The organism is Enterobacter cloacae complex sp. P12RS (assembly GCF_014895875.1).
GTDB classification, from domain to species: domain Bacteria; phylum Pseudomonadota; class Gammaproteobacteria; order Enterobacterales; family Enterobacteriaceae; genus Enterobacter; species Enterobacter bugandensis.
Genome location: NZ_JADBQO010000028.1, coordinates 24,909 through 41,664, shown reverse-complemented (window position 1 = coordinate 41,664; position 16,756 = coordinate 24,909). Strand labels below are relative to the sequence as shown.

The 16,756-nt window shown below is 57.0% G+C and carries 19 protein-coding genes; 11 read left to right on the top strand and 8 right to left on the bottom strand.

Annotated features, from left to right (window positions below; all coding sequences use genetic code 11):
• Positions 1 to 5 precede the first annotated feature (5 nt).
• Genes IM284_RS16145 through IM284_RS16130 form a run of 4 tightly spaced genes read right to left on the bottom strand, consistent with a single transcriptional unit; the run spans position 6 to position 2,416 of the window.
• Entirely contained in the window at positions 6 to 755 is a 750-nt protein-coding gene (locus tag IM284_RS16145; protein ID WP_047367425.1) for an SDR family oxidoreductase, read from the bottom strand.
• Entirely contained in the window at positions 755 to 1,777 is a 1,023-nt protein-coding gene (locus tag IM284_RS16140; RefSeq protein WP_028014352.1) for an aromatic ring-hydroxylating dioxygenase subunit alpha, read from the bottom strand. The genes IM284_RS16145 and IM284_RS16140 overlap by 1 nt, the downstream gene beginning before the upstream one ends.
• A 10-nt stretch (positions 1,778 to 1,787) precedes the next feature.
• Positions 1,788 to 2,096 carry a recombinase-like helix-turn-helix domain-containing protein gene (locus IM284_RS16135; protein ID WP_028014353.1) on the bottom strand — a complete coding sequence of 103 codons (309 nt, stop codon included), beginning with the start codon at positions 2,094 to 2,096 and terminating at the stop codon, positions 1,788 to 1,790.
• Positions 2,093 to 2,416, bottom strand: a complete 324-nt coding sequence (locus IM284_RS16130; protein ID WP_003860044.1) for a non-heme iron oxygenase ferredoxin subunit — start codon at positions 2,414 to 2,416, stop codon at positions 2,093 to 2,095. Before IM284_RS16130 ends, IM284_RS16135 begins: the two co-directional genes overlap by 4 nt.
• A gap of 414 nt (positions 2,417 to 2,830) precedes the next feature.
• Here IM284_RS16130 and IM284_RS16125 point away from each other — a divergent pair, with 414 nt between their 5' ends.
• A complete protein-coding gene (locus tag IM284_RS16125) occupies positions 2,831 to 4,042 on the top strand; it encodes an MFS transporter (RefSeq protein WP_047367424.1) in 1,212 nt (403 codons plus the stop codon).
• 3 nt (positions 4,043 to 4,045) lie between these two features.
• On the opposite strand, the gene speB is transcribed toward IM284_RS16125, so the two are convergent.
• The 3 genes from speB to yqgB form a co-directional block, all read right to left on the bottom strand.
• Positions 4,046 to 4,966 (bottom strand): agmatinase, encoded by a 921-nt coding sequence (gene speB, locus IM284_RS16120; protein WP_017382921.1) that lies wholly within the window; start codon positions 4,964 to 4,966, stop codon positions 4,046 to 4,048.
• Between the two features lie 210 nt (positions 4,967 to 5,176).
• Positions 5,177 to 7,153, bottom strand: a complete 1,977-nt coding sequence (gene speA, locus IM284_RS16115) for a biosynthetic arginine decarboxylase (RefSeq protein WP_028014361.1) — start codon at positions 7,151 to 7,153, stop codon at positions 5,177 to 5,179.
• Between the two features lie 8 nt (positions 7,154 to 7,161).
• Positions 7,162 to 7,293, bottom strand: coding sequence for an acid stress response protein YqgB (gene yqgB, locus IM284_RS16110; RefSeq protein WP_127312443.1), 132 nt, complete (start codon positions 7,291 to 7,293; stop codon positions 7,162 to 7,164).
• Positions 7,294 to 7,482: 189 nt separating this feature from the next.
• On the opposite strand from yqgB, the gene IM284_RS23635 reads away from it, so the two are divergent.
• The 9 genes from IM284_RS23635 (at position 7,483) to ruvX (ending at position 15,027) form a co-directional block, all read left to right on the top strand.
• Complete coding sequence (locus tag IM284_RS23635; protein ID WP_041908330.1) at positions 7,483 to 7,770, top strand: hypothetical protein; 288 nt, start codon at positions 7,483 to 7,485, stop codon at positions 7,768 to 7,770.
• 186 nt (positions 7,771 to 7,956) lie between these two features.
• A complete protein-coding gene (gene metK, locus IM284_RS16095; protein WP_041908329.1) occupies positions 7,957 to 9,111 on the top strand; it encodes a methionine adenosyltransferase in 1,155 nt (384 codons plus the stop codon).
• A gap of 359 nt (positions 9,112 to 9,470) precedes the next feature.
• A complete protein-coding gene (galP, locus tag IM284_RS16090) occupies positions 9,471 to 10,868 on the top strand; it encodes a galactose/proton symporter (protein ID WP_041908328.1) in 1,398 nt (465 codons plus the stop codon).
• A 58-nt stretch (positions 10,869 to 10,926) separates the two neighbouring features.
• Positions 10,927 to 11,424, top strand: coding sequence for a SprT family zinc-dependent metalloprotease (locus IM284_RS16085; protein WP_028014364.1), 498 nt, complete (start codon positions 10,927 to 10,929; stop codon positions 11,422 to 11,424).
• 94 nt (positions 11,425 to 11,518) lie between these two features.
• Positions 11,519 to 12,226 carry a deoxyribonuclease I gene (endA, locus tag IM284_RS16080; protein WP_028014365.1) on the top strand — a complete coding sequence of 236 codons (708 nt, stop codon included), beginning with the start codon at positions 11,519 to 11,521 and terminating at the stop codon, positions 12,224 to 12,226.
• A gap of 51 nt (positions 12,227 to 12,277) precedes the next feature.
• Positions 12,278 to 13,009: a 16S rRNA (uracil(1498)-N(3))-methyltransferase gene (rsmE, locus tag IM284_RS16075; RefSeq protein ID WP_041908327.1), complete on the top strand. Its 732-nt coding sequence runs from the start codon at positions 12,278 to 12,280 to the stop codon at positions 13,007 to 13,009.
• Between the two features lie 19 nt (positions 13,010 to 13,028).
• Positions 13,029 to 13,976: a glutathione synthase gene (gene gshB, locus IM284_RS16070; RefSeq protein ID WP_047367422.1), complete on the top strand. Its 948-nt coding sequence runs from the start codon at positions 13,029 to 13,031 to the stop codon at positions 13,974 to 13,976.
• 74 nt (positions 13,977 to 14,050) lie between these two features.
• The gene (locus tag IM284_RS16065; protein ID WP_028014368.1) at positions 14,051 to 14,611 is read left to right on the top strand and encodes a YqgE/AlgH family protein; all 561 of its coding nucleotides are present in this window, start codon (positions 14,051 to 14,053) and stop codon (positions 14,609 to 14,611) included.
• Positions 14,611 to 15,027 (top strand): Holliday junction resolvase RuvX, encoded by a 417-nt coding sequence (ruvX, locus tag IM284_RS16060; RefSeq protein WP_021242076.1) that lies wholly within the window; start codon positions 14,611 to 14,613, stop codon positions 15,025 to 15,027. The genes IM284_RS16065 and ruvX overlap by 1 nt, the downstream gene beginning before the upstream one ends.
• 9 nt (positions 15,028 to 15,036) lie before the next feature.
• Here the strand turns inward: ruvX and IM284_RS16055 are convergent, their stop codons facing one another.
• Positions 15,037 to 16,017: a type IV pilus twitching motility protein PilT gene (locus IM284_RS16055; protein WP_041908325.1), complete on the bottom strand. Its 981-nt coding sequence runs from the start codon at positions 16,015 to 16,017 to the stop codon at positions 15,037 to 15,039.
• A gap of 17 nt (positions 16,018 to 16,034) precedes the next feature.
• Between IM284_RS16055 and IM284_RS16050 the strand changes: the two genes are divergently transcribed.
• Positions 16,035 to 16,736: a YggS family pyridoxal phosphate-dependent enzyme gene (locus IM284_RS16050; protein ID WP_047367421.1), complete on the top strand. Its 702-nt coding sequence runs from the start codon at positions 16,035 to 16,037 to the stop codon at positions 16,734 to 16,736.
• The last annotated feature ends 20 nt before the right edge of the window (positions 16,737 to 16,756 follow it).

Genomic DNA, 16,756 nt, shown 5'->3' with positions numbered 1-16,756 from the left:
ACACCTTAGTTAAAGACAAAACCGCCGTTGACCGGGATCAGCTGCCCGGTGATAAACCGCGACAGATCGCTTAACAGCCAGACCACGCTGCCGGTGACGTCTTCCGGCTGCTGCGCGCCGGTTAACGCGCGGCCATTCTCGTAGAGCTGATGGCGCTCGGCCGGAACATATTCGGTCGCCTCGACGCGGGTTAACCCCGGCGCGATGGCATTAATGCGTATACGCTTTTCGCCCAGTTCGCGCGCCATTGAGCGGGTCATGGCAATCACGGCGCCCTTACTGGCGACGTAGGCCATCAGGCGCGGCGCACCCCACAGCGCGGTGTCGGACGCAACGTTCACGATACCCGCGCCCTCGCGCAGCAGCGGCACCGCAGCGCGCGTCACCAGCCAGGTGCCTTTGACGTTGACGCTCATCACCCGATCCCAGAGATCCGGATCATAATGGAGCATATTTTTGCCGCCGACGCCCGTCGCCATCGCCGCGTTGTTCACCAGGCCATCGATCTGACCCTGCTCGTCAATCGCGCTGAACACCTGCTCAATGGACTGTGGATCGGCCAGATCGATAACGTGCGGTTCGATCGCATAGCCCCGCTCGCTCAGGGCGTGGGCGCTTTCGGCCAGCTCGCCCTTGAGGATGTCGCACATCACCACCGCCGCGCCCTGCTCCGCGCAGGCTTTGGCAAAGTGAAAGCCCAGCCCGCGCGCGGCGCCGGTTATGACGATGCGCTTGCCGCTCAGCAGCCCGTTCATCAGGCGGCTCCCTGCTGTTCTTCGCGCATCGCCAGTTGCTCTTTGGCGGCCTTTTGCATCATGCGGCGCAGGCGCGAGAGGCCGACGTCGTGCTGATACAGGTATTCATGGTCGCGGGCGTTTGGCGCCAGGCTTTCCAGCACCACGCGGTCCTGCTCCAGCACTTCCCAGTGCAGTTTTTCCAGACGGTTGCGGTACATGAAGCGCCACATGTCGCGCTGCCAGCCCTGCACCCGGCGAATGCGCCAGAAGAAGACGCGGCAGTTGTCGTTATCTTCCGGCACCACCATGCCGACGATAAAGAAGTGGCCGCCCGGCCCGAAACGCTTCTTGTACGGAATGGAGAGGCGCATCCAGCAGGTGCCGCTGTTGCCCAGCTCCACCCAGTCAAAGTTGACGCCGCTCTGCCCCTTTTTCTCGAAGATAAAGCCGGTTTTGGTCGGCTGGAGCACCATGTCGGCCTTGCGATCCCCTTCCGCCATTGAGTGCGACGAGGAGTGCAGATAGGTGCCGTGCATCGGATCCATCACGTTTTCCAGCGCGTACTGGTAATTGCATTTCCACGCGGCGGTACAGAGGAAGTTGCTGAAGCTGTCCGTATCGGCGAGCTCGTCCGGGAAGGTCAGCTCGTCCGGCTGCTGGTCTGCGGTGACGCCAAACCACAGAAAGATTGCGCCGTGCGCCTCCTGCACGTTGTAGCTGCGCACGCACTGCTGGCCGACCAGCGGACATTTGTCCACGGCGGGCACGTCTTTCACCTCGCCGTTGCCCGCGACCTCCACGCCGTGATACCAGCAGGCAATGCGGTCCCCCAGGTTCCAGCCCATCGACAGGCGTGCGCCGCGGTGCGGACAGCGGTCCTCCAGCGCCTGCACCTGGCCGTCTTTGTTGCGCCAGACCACAATCTGTTCGCCCAGGCGGGTAATGCCCACCGGTGCAGACTGCACCTCCCAGCTCGCCAGCACCGGATACCAGAGGCCGCGCAGACCTTTATCGAGATAGTGTTGTACGGTAGTCGTCATCGCGTTGCCCTCAGTAGCCGTTAACCTGTAAGAATGCCTGGAAGCTGGCCTCGCTCCACGGCTCGCCCTGCTGATCGTGCATGCGCACCGCGTTCAGCCCGTTCACCAGCTCCGGTAAGGTTTCAACTCCCTGCTCGAAGAGATCTTCCAGCGTGGCGATGAGGTTCACTTCCCAGCTTTCCGGCTCGCGGCTGCGGGTCTGCCAGATCAGGTTCTGGTAATCACCCGGCTTATGGATCGCACCGTTACCGCCCTCAGCCGGTGGGGCAAACTGACGGCTTTCCGGCAGCGCCGGGTTGTAGTTCAGGGTGTCGCTCATGCCACGGTCTCCTCGACGAAGGTAATCTGAATCTGGTTTTCAAAAACCCGAACCGGGTAGCGGTTGAGGTTGCGCCCGCCGGGGCCGTGCAGGCACTGGCCGGTTTTGACGTCGAATACCGCCTCGTGCAGCGGGCATTCCACCTTGCCGTCCTCCACGAAGCCCTGGCTCAGCAGGGCATAGGCGTGGGGGCATACGTCTTCCAGCGCGTAATATTCACCGTCAATCAAATACACGCCGATCTCTTTACCGTCGACGTTGCCGCTAAAAGGGAAATCTTCCTGTACTTGTTCTGCGTCACATACGCCTATCCAGCTCATCACGATCCTCCAGGCTTTTGTTTCATATATGAAACTCTGTTTCTTATTTAATACGGTCAATATAAAAGCGATGAATGTTTCGTCAAGCCGCAATGTGACGAATTTGTTAATCAAACGGCAATTAATTAACTAAGTGTGCAAAGGATCACGAAAAAATGCAGCGATATGAAATTTTCATTATTTCGGTGTGAAAGAATACGATTTATCGATGGCCTTAAATTTTAATAAACAGTGATTGACTTCTTTTCTTTTTGTTCCTTAAAAATAAAAGAAGTGAAAACCATGGTGTTTCACCTGTGAAACTTAACTTTATTTTTACCTTAATAAACAATGAGTTTCACAGGTGAACCATTTTACCCACGTGACAATCACGCGCATAAAAATAGAAATAAGCGAAAACATAAGGCAGGCGTTATGACGGCAAGATGGCAAGGCACAGTGGCATTGTTATTACTGATTATTATTTCCTACGTTGACCGGGTGAATATTTCTGTAATGATTTTAAACCCGGAATTTGCTCAGCATTTTCAGCTAAATGAAAACAGAATGTTACAGGGAATGCTTATGACCTGTTTTCTGCTGGGTTATGGATTTTCAGCTTTATTATTAACTCCGGTTATTGAAAGCAAACTCCATTATCGACAGGGATTATTGAGCAGCATAGCGATGTGGGCAGCGGTATGCGCCATTTCACCGCTGCTCGGATCGCTGATGGGCATGCTCGTCGCGCGCACGATCCTGGGGATCGCTGAGGGGCCGCTCTTTTCGCTGAAAACGCGCTTCATCAGCGATCACTTTAGCGCGCAGGAGATCGGCAAACCCAACGCCGTGACCGCGCTGGGCGTCTCGCTCGGGCTGGCCGTGGGCTTTCCGCTGGTAACGTGGCTGATGGCGCATCTCGGCTGGGCCGGGTCGTTTTATGCCCTGGCGGTATTAAATCTTGTGCTGGGTGGCGGCCTTGTCTGGCGCTTCCTGCCCGCGCCGCGGGGTGCGGAGAAAATCAAAAAACCGGGCTTCGCAGAGACGTTTTCGCTGGCCTGGCAAACGCCGCTGCTCGGGTGGATCCTGCTGGTTGAGATTGCCACCCTGAGCTATCTCTGGGGGAGCAGCGCCTGGCTGCCCGCGTGGCTGCGCGACGAGCATCATTTCTCGCTGCACGCCACGGGCATGCTTGCGGCCATTCCCTTCCTGCTGAGTCTGGGCTCGAAGTTCCTCGGCGGGGTGCTGCTCGACAAAATGCGTCCGGAACAGGCGCCAATGCTGTTTGTGGTGGGCGGCGCGCTGACGGCGCTGTCCGTGGTCGCGCTGATGCTCAGCCATCAGCCTGCCTGGCTGGCGCTGTTTATGCTCTCGGCGAATATCTTCTGGGGGCTTCAGGGGGCGGCTATTCCGGCGGTGATCCAGCATCACGCCGCGCGGGAAGCGGTGGGCAGCGCTTACGGCATTATCAACGGGATCGGCAATATCTGCGCGGCGTTTATTCCGCTGCTGATGGGGATGGTGATGAGGTCGGTAGGGTCAGTCAGCTCAGGCTTTTCGGTGCTGGTCGTCTCGCAGGTAATCACCCTGCTTGCCGGGGGAATGTTGCTGCTGCGCATGCGTCGCGCAGCAGCAATCAGCGCGTAAGGCTTATTCGCCTTTTTTCGCGGCCTGGATGTAGAGCATTTCCAGCGCCAGGGTCGCCGCGGCAAGCGCGGTGATCTCGGACTGGTCATAGGCTGGCGCCACTTCTACCACGTCCATCCCAACGATGTTCAGATCCTTCAGGCCACGCACCAGCTTGATGGCGCGGTCTGACGTCAGGCCGCCAATAACCGGCGTACCGGTACCCGGTGCAAACGCCGGATCCAGGCAGTCGATATCAAAGGTCAGATACACAGGCATATCGCCGACGATCTGCTTAACCTGAGCCAGAATATCGTCCACGCCGCGATCGTTCACCTGGCCGGCGTCCAGCACGGTGAAACCGTTGTCTTTGTCGAACTCGGTACGGATGCCGATCTGCACAGAGTGGTTCGGATCGATCAGGCCTTCTTTCGGCGCGGTGTAGAACATGGTGCCGTGGTCGAACTCGCAGCCGTTCGCGTAGGTGTCGGTATGCGCATCGAAGTGCACCAGCGCCATTTTACCGAAGTGCTTCGCGTGAGCGCGCAGCAGCGGCAGAGTGACGAAGTGGTCACCACCGAAGGAGAGCATGCGCTTGCCAGCAGCCAGCAGTTTCTCTGCGTGCGCCTGCAATTTTTCGCTCATTTCGCGCGCGTCGCCGAAGGCGTACACCAGGTCACCGCAGTCCACCACGTTAAGGCGCTCGCGCATGTCGAAGTTCCACGGGAAGCGGTTGTGCTCCCAGGCCAGGTTGGTGGAAACCTGACGGATTGCCGCCGGGCCGTGACGTCCACCCGCACGACCGGAGGTTGCCATGTCGAACGGCACGCCGGTGATCACCCAGTCCGCATCACTGTCGTACGGCTGGAAGTTCATTGGAAGGCGTAAAAAACCAAACGCGTTAGATACCAGAGAGTTATCGTACTGATGACCTAAAGTGCTCATGTCCTGACCTCTTTTAACGTCGATACATTAAAAACAGATGAAAAAAAATCCCCTCCGCGTCGTTAAACCCGACGAGGAAGGGATTGATTCGTAAATCGCATATTGGGGCGAATTATCGCCGGTAATTCATACGGGTTCAAGTGAGTATAGGGCATTGTGCGGTCTGATGCCCTCACCCCAACCCTCTCCCACCGGGAGAGGGAGGTTTTACTACTCGTCTTCCAGGTAGGTGTACCCGTACAGACCCGCTTCAAACTCTTCCAGGAACTGCTGCTGCAAGGCATCGTCCAGACCGGTGTTTTTCACCTGGTCGCGGAACTGGGTGAGCAGTTTTTTCGGATCCAGCTGCACGTATTCCAGCATATCCGCCACGGTGTCCCCTTCATCGGACAGCTCAACCTCGACGCTGCCGTCAGGGAAGACAAACACGTCAACCGCTTCGGTATCGCCGAACAGGTTGTGCATGTTGCCGAGGATCTCCTGATACGCACCCACCATAAAGAAGCCCAGCATTGGCGGGTTCTCCGGATCGTACTCCGGCATTGGCATCGTCGTTGCGATACCGTCACCGTCAACGTAGTGGTCAATCGCGCCGTCAGAGTCACAGGTGATGTCCAGCAGCACTGCGCGACGTTCCGGGGCGTGATTCAACCCTTCCAGCGGCAGAACCGGGAACAGCTGGTCGATACCCCAGGCATCCGGCATCGACTGGAACAGGGAGAAGTTGACGTACATTTTGTCCGCCATACGCTCCTGCAACTCGTCGATAATCGGACGATGCGCGCGGTTGCTTGGGTCGAGCTGTTTCTGCACTTCATGGCACATGTTCAGATAGAGCTGCTCCGCCCACGCGCGCTCCTGCAGGCTGAAGGTGCCTGACGAGTAGCCGACGTGGATATCGTGCAGGTCCATCTGGCTGTCGTGCAGCCATTCGCGCAGGGAACGGCGCGTGCCCGGCTCGTGCATCTCCTGCCAGGTTTCCCACATGCTTTGCAGGGAACGCGGGGCATCATCTTGCGGAGGCGTCGCTTCGGTGATTTCGCTGCGCTCAACGCCAATGATATTAGACACCAGCACCGTATGGTGCGCGGTAACCGCGCGGCCAGATTCGGTAATCACCGTCGGGTGCGGCAGGCCGTGCTCTTCACAGGCATCGCCAATCGCCCAGATGATGTTGTTGGCGTATTCGTTCAGGCCGTAGTTCACCGAGCAGTCGGACTGCGAGCGGGTCCCTTCGTAGTCCACGCCCAGGCCGCCGCCCACGTCGAAGCACTGAATATTCACGCCAAGCTTGTGCAGCTCAACGTAGAAACGCGCGGACTCACGCACGCCGGTGGCGATGTCGCGAATATTGGCCATCTGCGAGCCGAGGTGGAAGTGCAGCAGCTGAATGCTGTCCAGACGACCGCGCTCGCGCAGGATCTCCACCAACTGCAGCACCTGGTTCGCCGCGAGGCCGAACTTGGATTTTTCACCGCCGGAGGACTGCCATTTACCGGACCCCTGCGACGCCAGACGCGCACGTACGCCGAGGCGTGGGATCACATTCAGACGCTCGGCCTCTTCCAGCACGATGGCAATTTCGGTCATCTTCTCGATAACCAGATAGACCTTGTGGCCCATCTTCTCGCCAATCAGCGCCAGACGAATGTACTCGCGGTCTTTATAGCCGTTACAGACGATCACCGACCGGGTCATGCCTGCGTGCGCCAGAACCGCCATCAGCTCCGCTTTGGAGCCTGCTTCCAGTCCCAGCGGTTCGCCGGAGTGGATCAGGGATTCGATTACGCGGCGGTGCTGGTTCACCTTGATCGGGTAAACCAGGAAGTAGTCGCCGTTATAGCCGTAGGATTCACGCGCGCGCTTGAACGCGGCGTTAATGGAACGTAGGCGATGTTGCAGGATCTGCGGGAAGCAGAACAGTGCAGGCAAACGCTGGCCCTGCGCTTCACGGGCTTTCACCAGCTTAGCGAGATCCACGCGCGCTTCAGGGACGTCCGGGTCCGGGCAGACGCTGATGTGGCCCAGCTCGTTGACGTCGTAGTAGTTATTGCCCCACCAGGCAATATTGTAAGTGCGCAGCATCTTGCTGGCTTCCTGGGAGCTCATCGCAACCTCCTGCATAGAACGTAGTACACCCTGTTCGCCCGCTGACGAAGGCGAAAAAGAAGACATGTCGTCAGACATAGCGAACCTCAACTCTTTGTATTAAGTGTAAAACAGTTGACTACTATCGCAGCGTTATACGGCGATAACAACCCATAAACGGCTCCGTTTCCCAGCAGAGTATGCTGAAATCCAGACCGTGCGACCGGTTTCTTATTCATATCATTGTAAAACACGTATCCGAACTCTGTATGACAAGGTTCGGCGAAACCACGAGAAAACTCTTGTATTAACAAGAGCGCCCTTGTTCAGTTTTCACAGAGCGTAACCGGCCCTTGAATCCTGAGAAGCGCCGAGATGGGTATAACATCGGCAGGTTTGCAGACTAGAAATGCGGGTTGCGGGAATCAATGGCGCGCCAGAACGGCAGCGCTGAATTAGCGGAAAACGATGGTTCATTATCTCGTATCACCTCCACGGCCGCCTCTGATGAAACGGACCCCAAGCCAAAGCTAAAAGTTCACTGCTCAACCCGGCTGGAAGTGGCGACACGATGTATTCATCGAGCGCTGATTTTATATGAGCCGCGCGCCGCGTTTTATACCGAGAAGGGGGCTAAAAAGCAAAACAAAAATACGCGTGTTGCCAGCAGCGTCAGGAAAAATTTCCAGCAGCCATTTCAACGCAGTGAGAGATGAATCAAAAAAAACTGGAAATCGGGCGAAGAAGTGACCTAAAATAGCCATCCAGATGTTAATCCATCTATACTGATTAACACTCATACTGCCAGTGTCAAAAACCTGCAGGCCTTGGTAGAATTATCTCCTTTGGCTATTCCACACAGCAGCTTGAGCTAACCAAATTCCTCTTAGGTGAAATAAAACATGGCAAAACACCTGTTTACGTCCGAGTCCGTATCAGAAGGACATCCTGATAAAATTGCTGACCAAATCTCCGATGCGGTGCTGGATGCGATCCTGGCGCAGGATCCTAAAGCGCGCGTAGCGTGTGAAACCTATGTCAAAACCGGCATGGTTCTGGTTGGCGGTGAGATCACCACCAGCGCATGGGTTGATATCGAAGAGATCACCCGTAACACGGTGCGTGAGATCGGCTATGTACATTCTGATATGGGCTTTGATGCCAATTCCTGCGCGGTGCTGAGCGCGATTGGCAAACAGTCTCCGGACATCAACCAGGGCGTTGACCGTGCCGATCCGCTGGAACAGGGCGCGGGCGACCAGGGCCTGATGTTCGGTTATGCAACCAACGAAACCGACGTGCTGATGCCAGCACCTGTGACCTACGCACACCGTCTGGTGCAGCGTCAGGCTGAAGTGCGTAAAAACGGCACCCTGCCGTGGCTGCGCCCGGATGCGAAAAGCCAGGTCACCTTCCAGTACGACGACGGCAAAATCGTCGGTATTGACGCGGTGGTGCTGTCTACCCAGCATGCCGAAGAGATCGATCAGAAATCCCTGCAGGAAGCAGTGATGGAAGAGATCATCAAGCCGGTACTGCCGACCGAATGGCTGAGCTCAGCAACCAAATTCTTCATCAACCCAACCGGACGCTTTGTTATCGGCGGCCCAATGGGCGACTGCGGCCTGACCGGTCGTAAAATCATCGTTGATACCTACGGCGGCATGGCGCGTCACGGTGGCGGCGCGTTCTCCGGTAAAGATCCGTCTAAAGTTGACCGTTCTGCCGCGTACGCTGCACGTTATGTGGCGAAAAACATCGTTGCTGCCGGCCTGGCCGACCGCTGTGAGATTCAGGTTTCCTACGCAATCGGCGTGGCTGAGCCAACCTCCATCATGGTGGAAACCTTCGGTACGGAGAAAGTGCCTTCAGAACAGTTGACCCTGCTGGTGCGCGAGTTCTTCGACCTGCGTCCATACGGCCTGATTCAGATGCTGGATCTGCTGCACCCAATCTACCAGGAAACCGCTGCATACGGTCACTTTGGTCGTGAACATTTCCCATGGGAAAAAACCGACAAAGCCGCTCTGCTGCGTGAGGCTGCGGGTCTGAAGTAATCGACAGCCGAGAGTATTAAACAGGCCAGCCTTTGTGCTGGCTTTTTTTATGTCAAGGGGCGGCTAAAGCCGCACAACTGAAAGCGATTACACCGCACCGGCACCACTCCGCTTTCAGAATAATCTCTTTGCATGATCGCCTTTCTTCTGCTGTTACATTTCCTTTCAGTTAAGTCTGAAATTCAAACAAACGCGATGCGCATCACCTCGTTTACCTCTATATTTTCAAAGCTTTAATAATTTTTACGGTTGCACGTTAGTGTAACCGATTACACCATTGTGATTAATCTCACATATTTTTATGGGTCGCTCACCTACCCTTATCATCAATAAAACTGATAACCCAACTGGAGGGCATAATGCCTGACAATAAAAAACAGGGGCGTACGTCCAACAAGGCGATGACTTTCTTCGTCTGCTTCCTCGCCGCCCTGGCAGGATTACTCTTTGGCCTGGATATCGGCGTCATTGCCGGCGCTCTTCCCTTCATCGCAGACGAATTCCAGATTAACGCGCATACCCAGGAATGGGTGGTTAGCTCCATGATGTTCGGTGCGGCCGTTGGGGCCGTCGGCAGCGGCTGGCTCTCCTTCAAGCTCGGACGCAAAAAGAGCCTGATGATCGGTGCGATCCTCTTCGTCGCCGGTTCGCTCTTCTCCGCTGCTGCCCCTAACGTTGAAGTGCTTATTCTTTCCCGCGTGCTGCTGGGCCTAGCGGTGGGCGTGGCGTCATACACCGCCCCGCTTTACCTCTCCGAAATTGCGCCGGAGAAAATCCGCGGCAGTATGATTTCCATGTACCAGCTGATGATCACCATCGGTATTCTCGGCGCTTACCTGTCCGATACCGCGTTCAGCTACAGCGGCGCATGGCGCTGGATGCTCGGCGTGATCATCATCCCGGCCATTCTGCTGCTGATTGGCGTCTTCTTCCTGCCGGACAGCCCGCGCTGGTTTGCCGCCAAACGCCGCTTCGTTGATGCCGAACGCGTGCTGCTCCGCCTGCGCGATACCAGCGCGGAAGCGAAAAACGAGCTGGAAGAGATCCGCGAAAGCCTGAAGGTAAAACAGTCCGGCTGGGCGCTGTTTAAAGAGAACAGCAACTTCCGTCGGGCGGTGTTCCTCGGCGTGCTGCTGCAGGTGATGCAGCAGTTCACCGGGATGAACGTCATCATGTACTACGCGCCAAAAATCTTTGAACTGGCGGGTTACACCAACACCACCGAGCAGATGTGGGGCACCGTCATCGTGGGCCTGACCAACGTGCTGGCGACCTTTATCGCCATCGGCCTGGTGGACCGCTGGGGTCGTAAGCCAACCCTGACCCTGGGCTTCCTGGTGATGGCGACGGGTATGGGCGTTCTCGGTACGATGATGCATGTGGGCATCCACTCCCCAACCGCCCAGTACTTCGCGGTGGGCATGCTGCTGATGTTTATCGTCGGGTTTGCGATGAGCGCCGGTCCGCTGATTTGGGTACTGTGCTCTGAAATCCAGCCGCTGAAAGGGCGTGATTTTGGTATCACCTGCTCTACCGCAACCAACTGGATTGCCAACATGATCGTCGGCGCAACGTTCCTGACCATGCTCAACACCCTGGGCAATGCCAACACCTTCTGGGTCTACGCCGGTCTGAATATCTTCTTTATTGTGCTGACCGTCTGGCTGGTTCCAGAAACCAAACATGTTTCTCTGGAACATATTGAACGTAACCTGATGAAAGGTCGTCCGCTGCGCGAAATCGGCGCCCACGACTAATCCTCTTGCGGGAGGCGCCTCTTGCGCCTCCCCGCTTCCCGCTTTATGCTCTGCCCCTATGAAAGCTCCCCGTCTCCCCATCGCCATTCAGCAAGCCGTTATGCGCAGCCTGCGGGAAAAACTTGCCCAGGCGAATCTGAAACTCGGCCGCAATTACCCTGAACCGAAGCTGGTCTATCAGCAGCGCGGCACCGCAGCCGGCACCGCCTGGCTGGAATCGTACGAGATCCGCCTGAACCCGGTGCTGATGATGGAAAACCAGCAGGCGTTTATTGAAGAAGTGGTGCCGCACGAGCTGGCGCACCTTCTGGTATGGAAGCATTTTGGCCGCGTCGCACCGCACGGCAAAGAGTGGAAGTGGATGATGGAGGCGGTGCTCGGCGTTCCGGCGCGCCGTACCCATCAGTTCGAGCTGGAATCGGTGCGCCGCAATACCTTCCCCTACCGCTGCCAGTGCCAGCAGCACCAGCTTACCGTCCGCCGCCATAACCGCGTGGTGCGCGGCGAGGCGACCTACCGCTGCGTCAAATGCGGCGAACCGCTGATTGCGGAGTAATCACCTGAACTTTCAGGAACTTTCCTGATCTGACTGATTGCATACAGGAACAACATTCGTTACGTTGCGGGCTCGTTTTGACACGGAGTGTAAGATGTCCCGTAATGTTTCTCTCGCGGTCGCTTTTCTGGCGACGGCGCTTTCCGGTCAGGCCCTGGCCGACGGTATCAACAGTTTTTCCCAGGCCAAGGCAGCAGGCGTGAAGGTGAACGCCGATGTGCCGGGCGATTTCTACTGCGGCTGCAAAATTAACTGGCAGGGCAAAAAAGGGGTCGTTGACCTCGAATCCTGCGGCTATAAGGTGCGTAAAAACGAAAACCGCGCCAGCCGCATCGAGTGGGAGCATGTCGTTCCGGCCTGGCAGTTTGGTCACCAGCGCCAGTGCTGGCAGGACGGCGGACGTAAAAACTGCGCCAAAGATCCGGTTTATCGCCAGATGGAAAGCGACATGCATAACCTGCAGCCTGCGGTTGGTGAAGTGAACGGCGACCGCGGCAATTTCATGTATAGCCAGTGGAACGGTGGCGAAGGCCAGTACGGCCAGTGCGGCATGAAGGTGGATTTCAAAGAGAAAGTCGCCGAGCCCCCTGCCCGCGCGCGCGGCAGCATCGCCCGCACCTACTTCTACATGCGTGACCGTTATGACCTCAACCTTTCACGCCAGCAGACGCAGCTGTTCAATGCCTGGGATAAGCAGTATCCGGTGACGGAATGGGAATGCCAGCGCGACGAACGTATCGCCAGAGTCCAGGGGAATCATAACCCTTACGTCCAGCGGGCTTGCCAGGCGCAAAAGAGCTAACCTACACTACGGCAATTCGCTTATACCGCATGACATATGGAATTTTTGACTATGCGCATTCCCCGCATTTACCACCCTGAACTGATTACCGCAGGCCGCGAAATCGCCCTGTCTGACGACGCCGCTAACCACGTTGGCCGCGTGCTGCGCATGGGGGCTGGCCAGGCAATACAGTTGTTCGACGGCTCTAATCAGGTTTTCGACGCGGAAATCACGCGGGCGGATAAAAAAAGCGTGCATGTGAATGTCTTGCGCGGCGAAGTGGACGACCGTGAATCGCCGCTGCACATCCACCTTGGGCAGGTGATGTCGCGCGGAGAAAAGATGGAGTTCACCATTCAAAAATCCATTGAGCTGGGTGTAAGCCTCATTACGCCACTTTTTTCCGAGCGCTGTGGCGTTAAACTGGATGCGGAACGTCTGAACAAAAAGATCCAGCAGTGGCAGAAAATCGCCATTGCGGCCTGCGAACAGAGCGGCCGCAACCGTATTCCGGAGATCCGCCCGGCGATGGATCTGGAGGACTGGTGTGCAGAAGAGGATAGCGGGCTGAAGCTCAATCTTCATCCGCGCGCCAGCGCCAGCATCAATACGCTGCCGCTGCCCGTTGAGCGCGTACGCCTGCTGATTGGCCCGGAAGGCGGCCTGTCGGCGGACGAAATTGCGATGACGGCGCGCTACCAGTTTACTGATATTCTGTTGGGACCTCGCGTTCTGCGCACTGAGACAACGGCACTCACGGCCATAACCGCGCTACAGGTACGGTTTGGCGATCTGGGTTGAAGTATTAACGGAGAAGAACATGATAAAGCTCGGCATCGTGATGGATCCCATCGCAAACATTAACATCAAGAAAGATTCCAGCTTCGCTATGCTGCTGGAAGCGCAGCGTCGTGGCTATGAGCTCCACTATATGGAGATGAACGATCTTTATCTGATCAACGGTGAAGCCCGCGCACGCACCCGCATCGTTAACGTCGAGCAGAACTACGACAAATGGTACGAATTCGGCACCGAGCAGGACATTGCCCTGGCCGACCTCAACGTTATCCTGATGCGTAAAGATCCGCCGTTTGACACCGAATACATCTATAGCACCTACATCCTTGAGCGTGCCGAAGAGAAAGGGACGCTGATCGTCAACAAGCCTCAGAGCCTGCGCGACTGCAACGAGAAGCTTTACACCGCCTGGTTCTCTGACCTGACGCCGGAAACGCTGGTCACCCGCAGCAAAACGCAGCTGAAAGAATTCTGGCAGAAGCACGGCGACATCATCATGAAGCCGCTGGACGGCATGGGCGGCGCGTCTATTTTCCGCGTGAAGGAAAGCGACCCGAACATTGGCGTGATTGCCGAAACGCTGACCGAGCTGGGCACGCGTTACTGCATGGCGCAAAACTATATTCCAGCGATCAAAGATGGCGATAAGCGCGTGCTGGTCGTGGACGGTGAGCCGGTGCCTTACTGCCTGGCGCGTATCCCACAGGGTGGCGAAACCCGCGGTAACCTGGCGGCAGGTGGCCGCGGCGAGCCGCGCCCGCTAACCGAAAGCGACTGGGAAATTGCCCGCCGCGTTGGCCCAACGCTGAAAGCCAAAGGCCTGATCTTCGTTGGCCTGGATATCATCGGCGATCGCCTGACTGAAGTTAACGTCACCAGCCCAACCTGCATTCGCGAAATCGAAGCGGAGTTCCCGATCTCGATCACCGGAATGCTGATGGACGCTATCGAAAAACGTTTACAGAAATAAACTGTGACAGCGCCTGGGTTTATCCCCATACTGGGCGCTGTCGCTTTTTAAACCAGGAAACAGTACCTCTGACAATGAATTTACAGCATCACTTTCTTATTGCCATGCCTGCTCTCCAGGATCCGATTTTTCGCCGCGCCGTGGTTTATATTTGTGAATACAATGAAGACGGCGCGATGGGTATTATCATCAACAAACCGCTGGAAAACCTGCAGGTTGAAGGGATTCTGGACAAGCTGAAAATCTCGGCTGAAGCGCGCCTGCCGGAAATCCGGCTTGATAAACCGGTGATGCTGGGTGGACCTCTTGCCGAAGATCGCGGCTTTATCCTGCATACCCCGCCGGTATTCTCTTCCAGCATTCGCATCTCCGATAACACCGTGATCACCACCTCGCGCGACGTGCTTGAAACGCTGGGCACCGCTGAGCAGCCTTCCGAAGTGCTGGTGGCGCTGGGCTATTCGTCGTGGGAGAAAGGCCAGCTTGAGCAAGAGATCCTCGATAACGCCTGGCTTACCGCACCTGCGGACATGAATATTCTGTTTAAAACCCCTATTGCCGATCGCTGGCGTGACGCGGCAAAGCTGATTGGCATTGATATTCTGACCATGCCTGGCGTAGCGGGGCACGCGTAATGAGCGGCACCCTTCTCGCCTTCGACTTCGGCACCAAAAGCATCGGCGTCGCCGTGGGTCAACGGATCACCGGCACCGCTCGCCCGCTCACGGCGCTGAAAGCTAACGACGGCACGCCGGACTGGAACCTGATTGAGCGCCTGCTCAAAGAGTGGCAGCCGGACGACGTGATTGTCGGCCTGCCGCTGAACATGGACGGCACCGAGCAACCGCTTACCGCCCGCGCGCGTAAATTCGCCAATAAAATCCATGGCCGCTTTGGCGTCTCCGTGAAGCTTCACGACGAGCGTCTCAGCACCGTCGAAGCGCGTGCAGGCCTGTTTGAACACGGTGGCTTCCGGGCGCTCAACAAAGGCAGCGTAGACTCCGCTTCAGCCGTTATCATCCTCGAAAGCTACTTCGAACAGGGCTTTTAACGCAGGGGCCTACAGCCGCCCCTGTGCCCGTCTCTCCGCCAGGCTCTGGTCAAAGTTCTGCATTCCCGCCTGCTGGCCGGTTTGAATGATGCCGGGCAGCTGCCACGTCTTCCCCTCACGAATCAGATTCGCCGCCGCCGCGGTGTTTACCAGCAGCTCGTACAGCGCGACGCGCCCGCCCTGAAGATCGGGAAGCAGCTTTTGCGCCAGCACTGCCCGCAGGCTGCCGGCCAGCTGGTTACGCACCGGATCTTTCTCCTGCGCCGGGAACGTATCGACCAGCCGTTCAATCGCCTGTGCTGCCCCGCGCGTGTGCAGCGTCGCCAGCACCAGATGCCCGGTCTCTGCCGCCGTTAGCGCCAGGCGGATCGTTTCGCTGTCGCGCAGCTCCCCCAGCAAAATAACGTCCGGGTCCTCGCGTAACGCACTGCGCAGCGCCTCTGCAAATGACGGGCTGTGCTGGCCTATCTCCCGCTGCTGAATCAGGCAACGTTCACTCTGGTACATAAACTCCACCGGATCTTCAAGCGTGAGGATATGGCCGTCAGTATGGCGGTTGAGGAAGTCGACCATTGCGGCCAGCGTGGTGGATTTACCGCTGCCGGTCGCTCCCGTTACCAGAATCAACCCGTTGTCGCTGGACAACAGTTCGGGAATAGCGCGCGGCACCCCAAGCGAAGGGAGCTGCGGACAGGAACGCGGTAACAGCCGCAGGGTAACGGAGATGCCCTTCATCTGCTTAAACGCACTGCCGCGCAGACGCTGGTCTCCTGCGACCGTCACGGCAAAATCGACCTGCCCGTTTGCCCACCATGCGCCCTGCTGTTCGTCGTTGAGCCACGCCTTTAGCAACGCCCCGACATCCGGCGGCGGAAACGGGGCCGGCTCAAGGCGGCCCAATCTGCGCCAGCGCGGTGGTGAATCACTGCACAGGTGTAGATCGGAGACGTTATGCTTTACACTAAGGGCCACAATTTCTTCCACATCCATAGACTACTCCTCGGAAAATGAACGACATTGCGCATAACCTGGCACAGGTCCGGGACAAAATCTCAGCCGCTGCAACGCGTTGCGGCCGTGCTTCAGAAGAAATTACGTTGCTTGCAGTCAGCAAAACCAAGCCTGCGAGCGCCATCGCAGAAGCGATTGCTGCAGGTCACCGGGCGTTTGGCGAAAACTACGTGCAGGAAGGAGTGGATAAAATTCGCTACTTCCAGGAGCAGGAGACGTCCGATCTGCAATGGCACTTTATTGGTCCCCTGCAGTCGAACAAAAGCCGTCTGGTAGCAGAGCACTTTGACTGGTGCCATACCATCGACCGTCTGCGTATTGCTTCCCGTCTGAACGACCAGCGCCCGGCGGAGATGCCTGCGCTTAACGTGCTGATTCAAATCAACATCAGTGATGAAAACAGCAAGTCCGGCATTGCGCTGAGCGAGCTGGATGCGCTGGCCGCAGAGGTGGCCGCCCTGCCGCGCTTAACCCTGCGCGGGCTGATGGCCATTCCGGCACCTGAGTCAAGTTATGAAAGGCAGTTTGCCGTGGCACAGCAAATGGCTGTAGCATTTGAGGCGCTTAAAGCGCGCTATGAAACGGTAGACACGCTTTCACTGGGCATGTCGGATGATATGGAAGCCGCCATCGCGGCAGGCAGCACTATGGTGCGCATCGGCACAGCCATTTTCGGTGCGCGCGACTACACCAAATAATAAGGAAACCTGAGGAACGC

Coding starts and splice junctions, on each gene's coding strand:
- IM284_RS16065 (WP_028014368.1), top strand. CDS start 14,051: ATGAATTTACAGCATCACTTTCTTATTGCCATGCCTGCTCTCCAGGAT.
- yqgB (WP_127312443.1), bottom strand. CDS start 7,293: ATGAATAAGAAACCGGTCGCACGGTCTGGATTTCAGCATACTCTGCTG.
- IM284_RS23635 (WP_041908330.1), top strand. CDS start 7,483: ATGGCGCGCCAGAACGGCAGCGCTGAATTAGCGGAAAACGATGGTTCA.
- IM284_RS16140 (WP_028014352.1), bottom strand. CDS start 1,777: ATGACGACTACCGTACAACACTATCTCGATAAAGGTCTGCGCGGCCTC.
- IM284_RS16125 (WP_047367424.1), top strand. CDS start 2,831: ATGACGGCAAGATGGCAAGGCACAGTGGCATTGTTATTACTGATTATT.
- metK (WP_041908329.1), top strand. CDS start 7,957: ATGGCAAAACACCTGTTTACGTCCGAGTCCGTATCAGAAGGACATCCT.
- gshB (WP_047367422.1), top strand. CDS start 13,029: ATGATAAAGCTCGGCATCGTGATGGATCCCATCGCAAACATTAACATC.
- IM284_RS16145 (WP_047367425.1), bottom strand. CDS start 755: ATGAACGGGCTGCTGAGCGGCAAGCGCATCGTCATAACCGGCGCCGCG.
- ruvX (WP_021242076.1), top strand. CDS start 14,611: ATGAGCGGCACCCTTCTCGCCTTCGACTTCGGCACCAAAAGCATCGGC.
- galP (WP_041908328.1), top strand. CDS start 9,471: ATGCCTGACAATAAAAAACAGGGGCGTACGTCCAACAAGGCGATGACT.
- IM284_RS16085 (WP_028014364.1), top strand. CDS start 10,927: ATGAAAGCTCCCCGTCTCCCCATCGCCATTCAGCAAGCCGTTATGCGC.
- IM284_RS16130 (WP_003860044.1), bottom strand. CDS start 2,416: ATGAGCTGGATAGGCGTATGTGACGCAGAACAAGTACAGGAAGATTTC.
- IM284_RS16135 (WP_028014353.1), bottom strand. CDS start 2,096: ATGAGCGACACCCTGAACTACAACCCGGCGCTGCCGGAAAGCCGTCAG.
- rsmE (WP_041908327.1), top strand. CDS start 12,278: ATGCGCATTCCCCGCATTTACCACCCTGAACTGATTACCGCAGGCCGC.
- endA (WP_028014365.1), top strand. CDS start 11,519: ATGTCCCGTAATGTTTCTCTCGCGGTCGCTTTTCTGGCGACGGCGCTT.
- speA (WP_028014361.1), bottom strand. CDS start 7,153: ATGTCTGACGACATGTCTTCTTTTTCGCCTTCGTCAGCGGGCGAACAG.
- IM284_RS16050 (WP_047367421.1), top strand. CDS start 16,035: ATGAACGACATTGCGCATAACCTGGCACAGGTCCGGGACAAAATCTCA.
- IM284_RS16055 (WP_041908325.1), bottom strand. CDS start 16,017: ATGGATGTGGAAGAAATTGTGGCCCTTAGTGTAAAGCATAACGTCTCC.
- speB (WP_017382921.1), bottom strand. CDS start 4,966: ATGAGCACTTTAGGTCATCAGTACGATAACTCTCTGGTATCTAACGCG.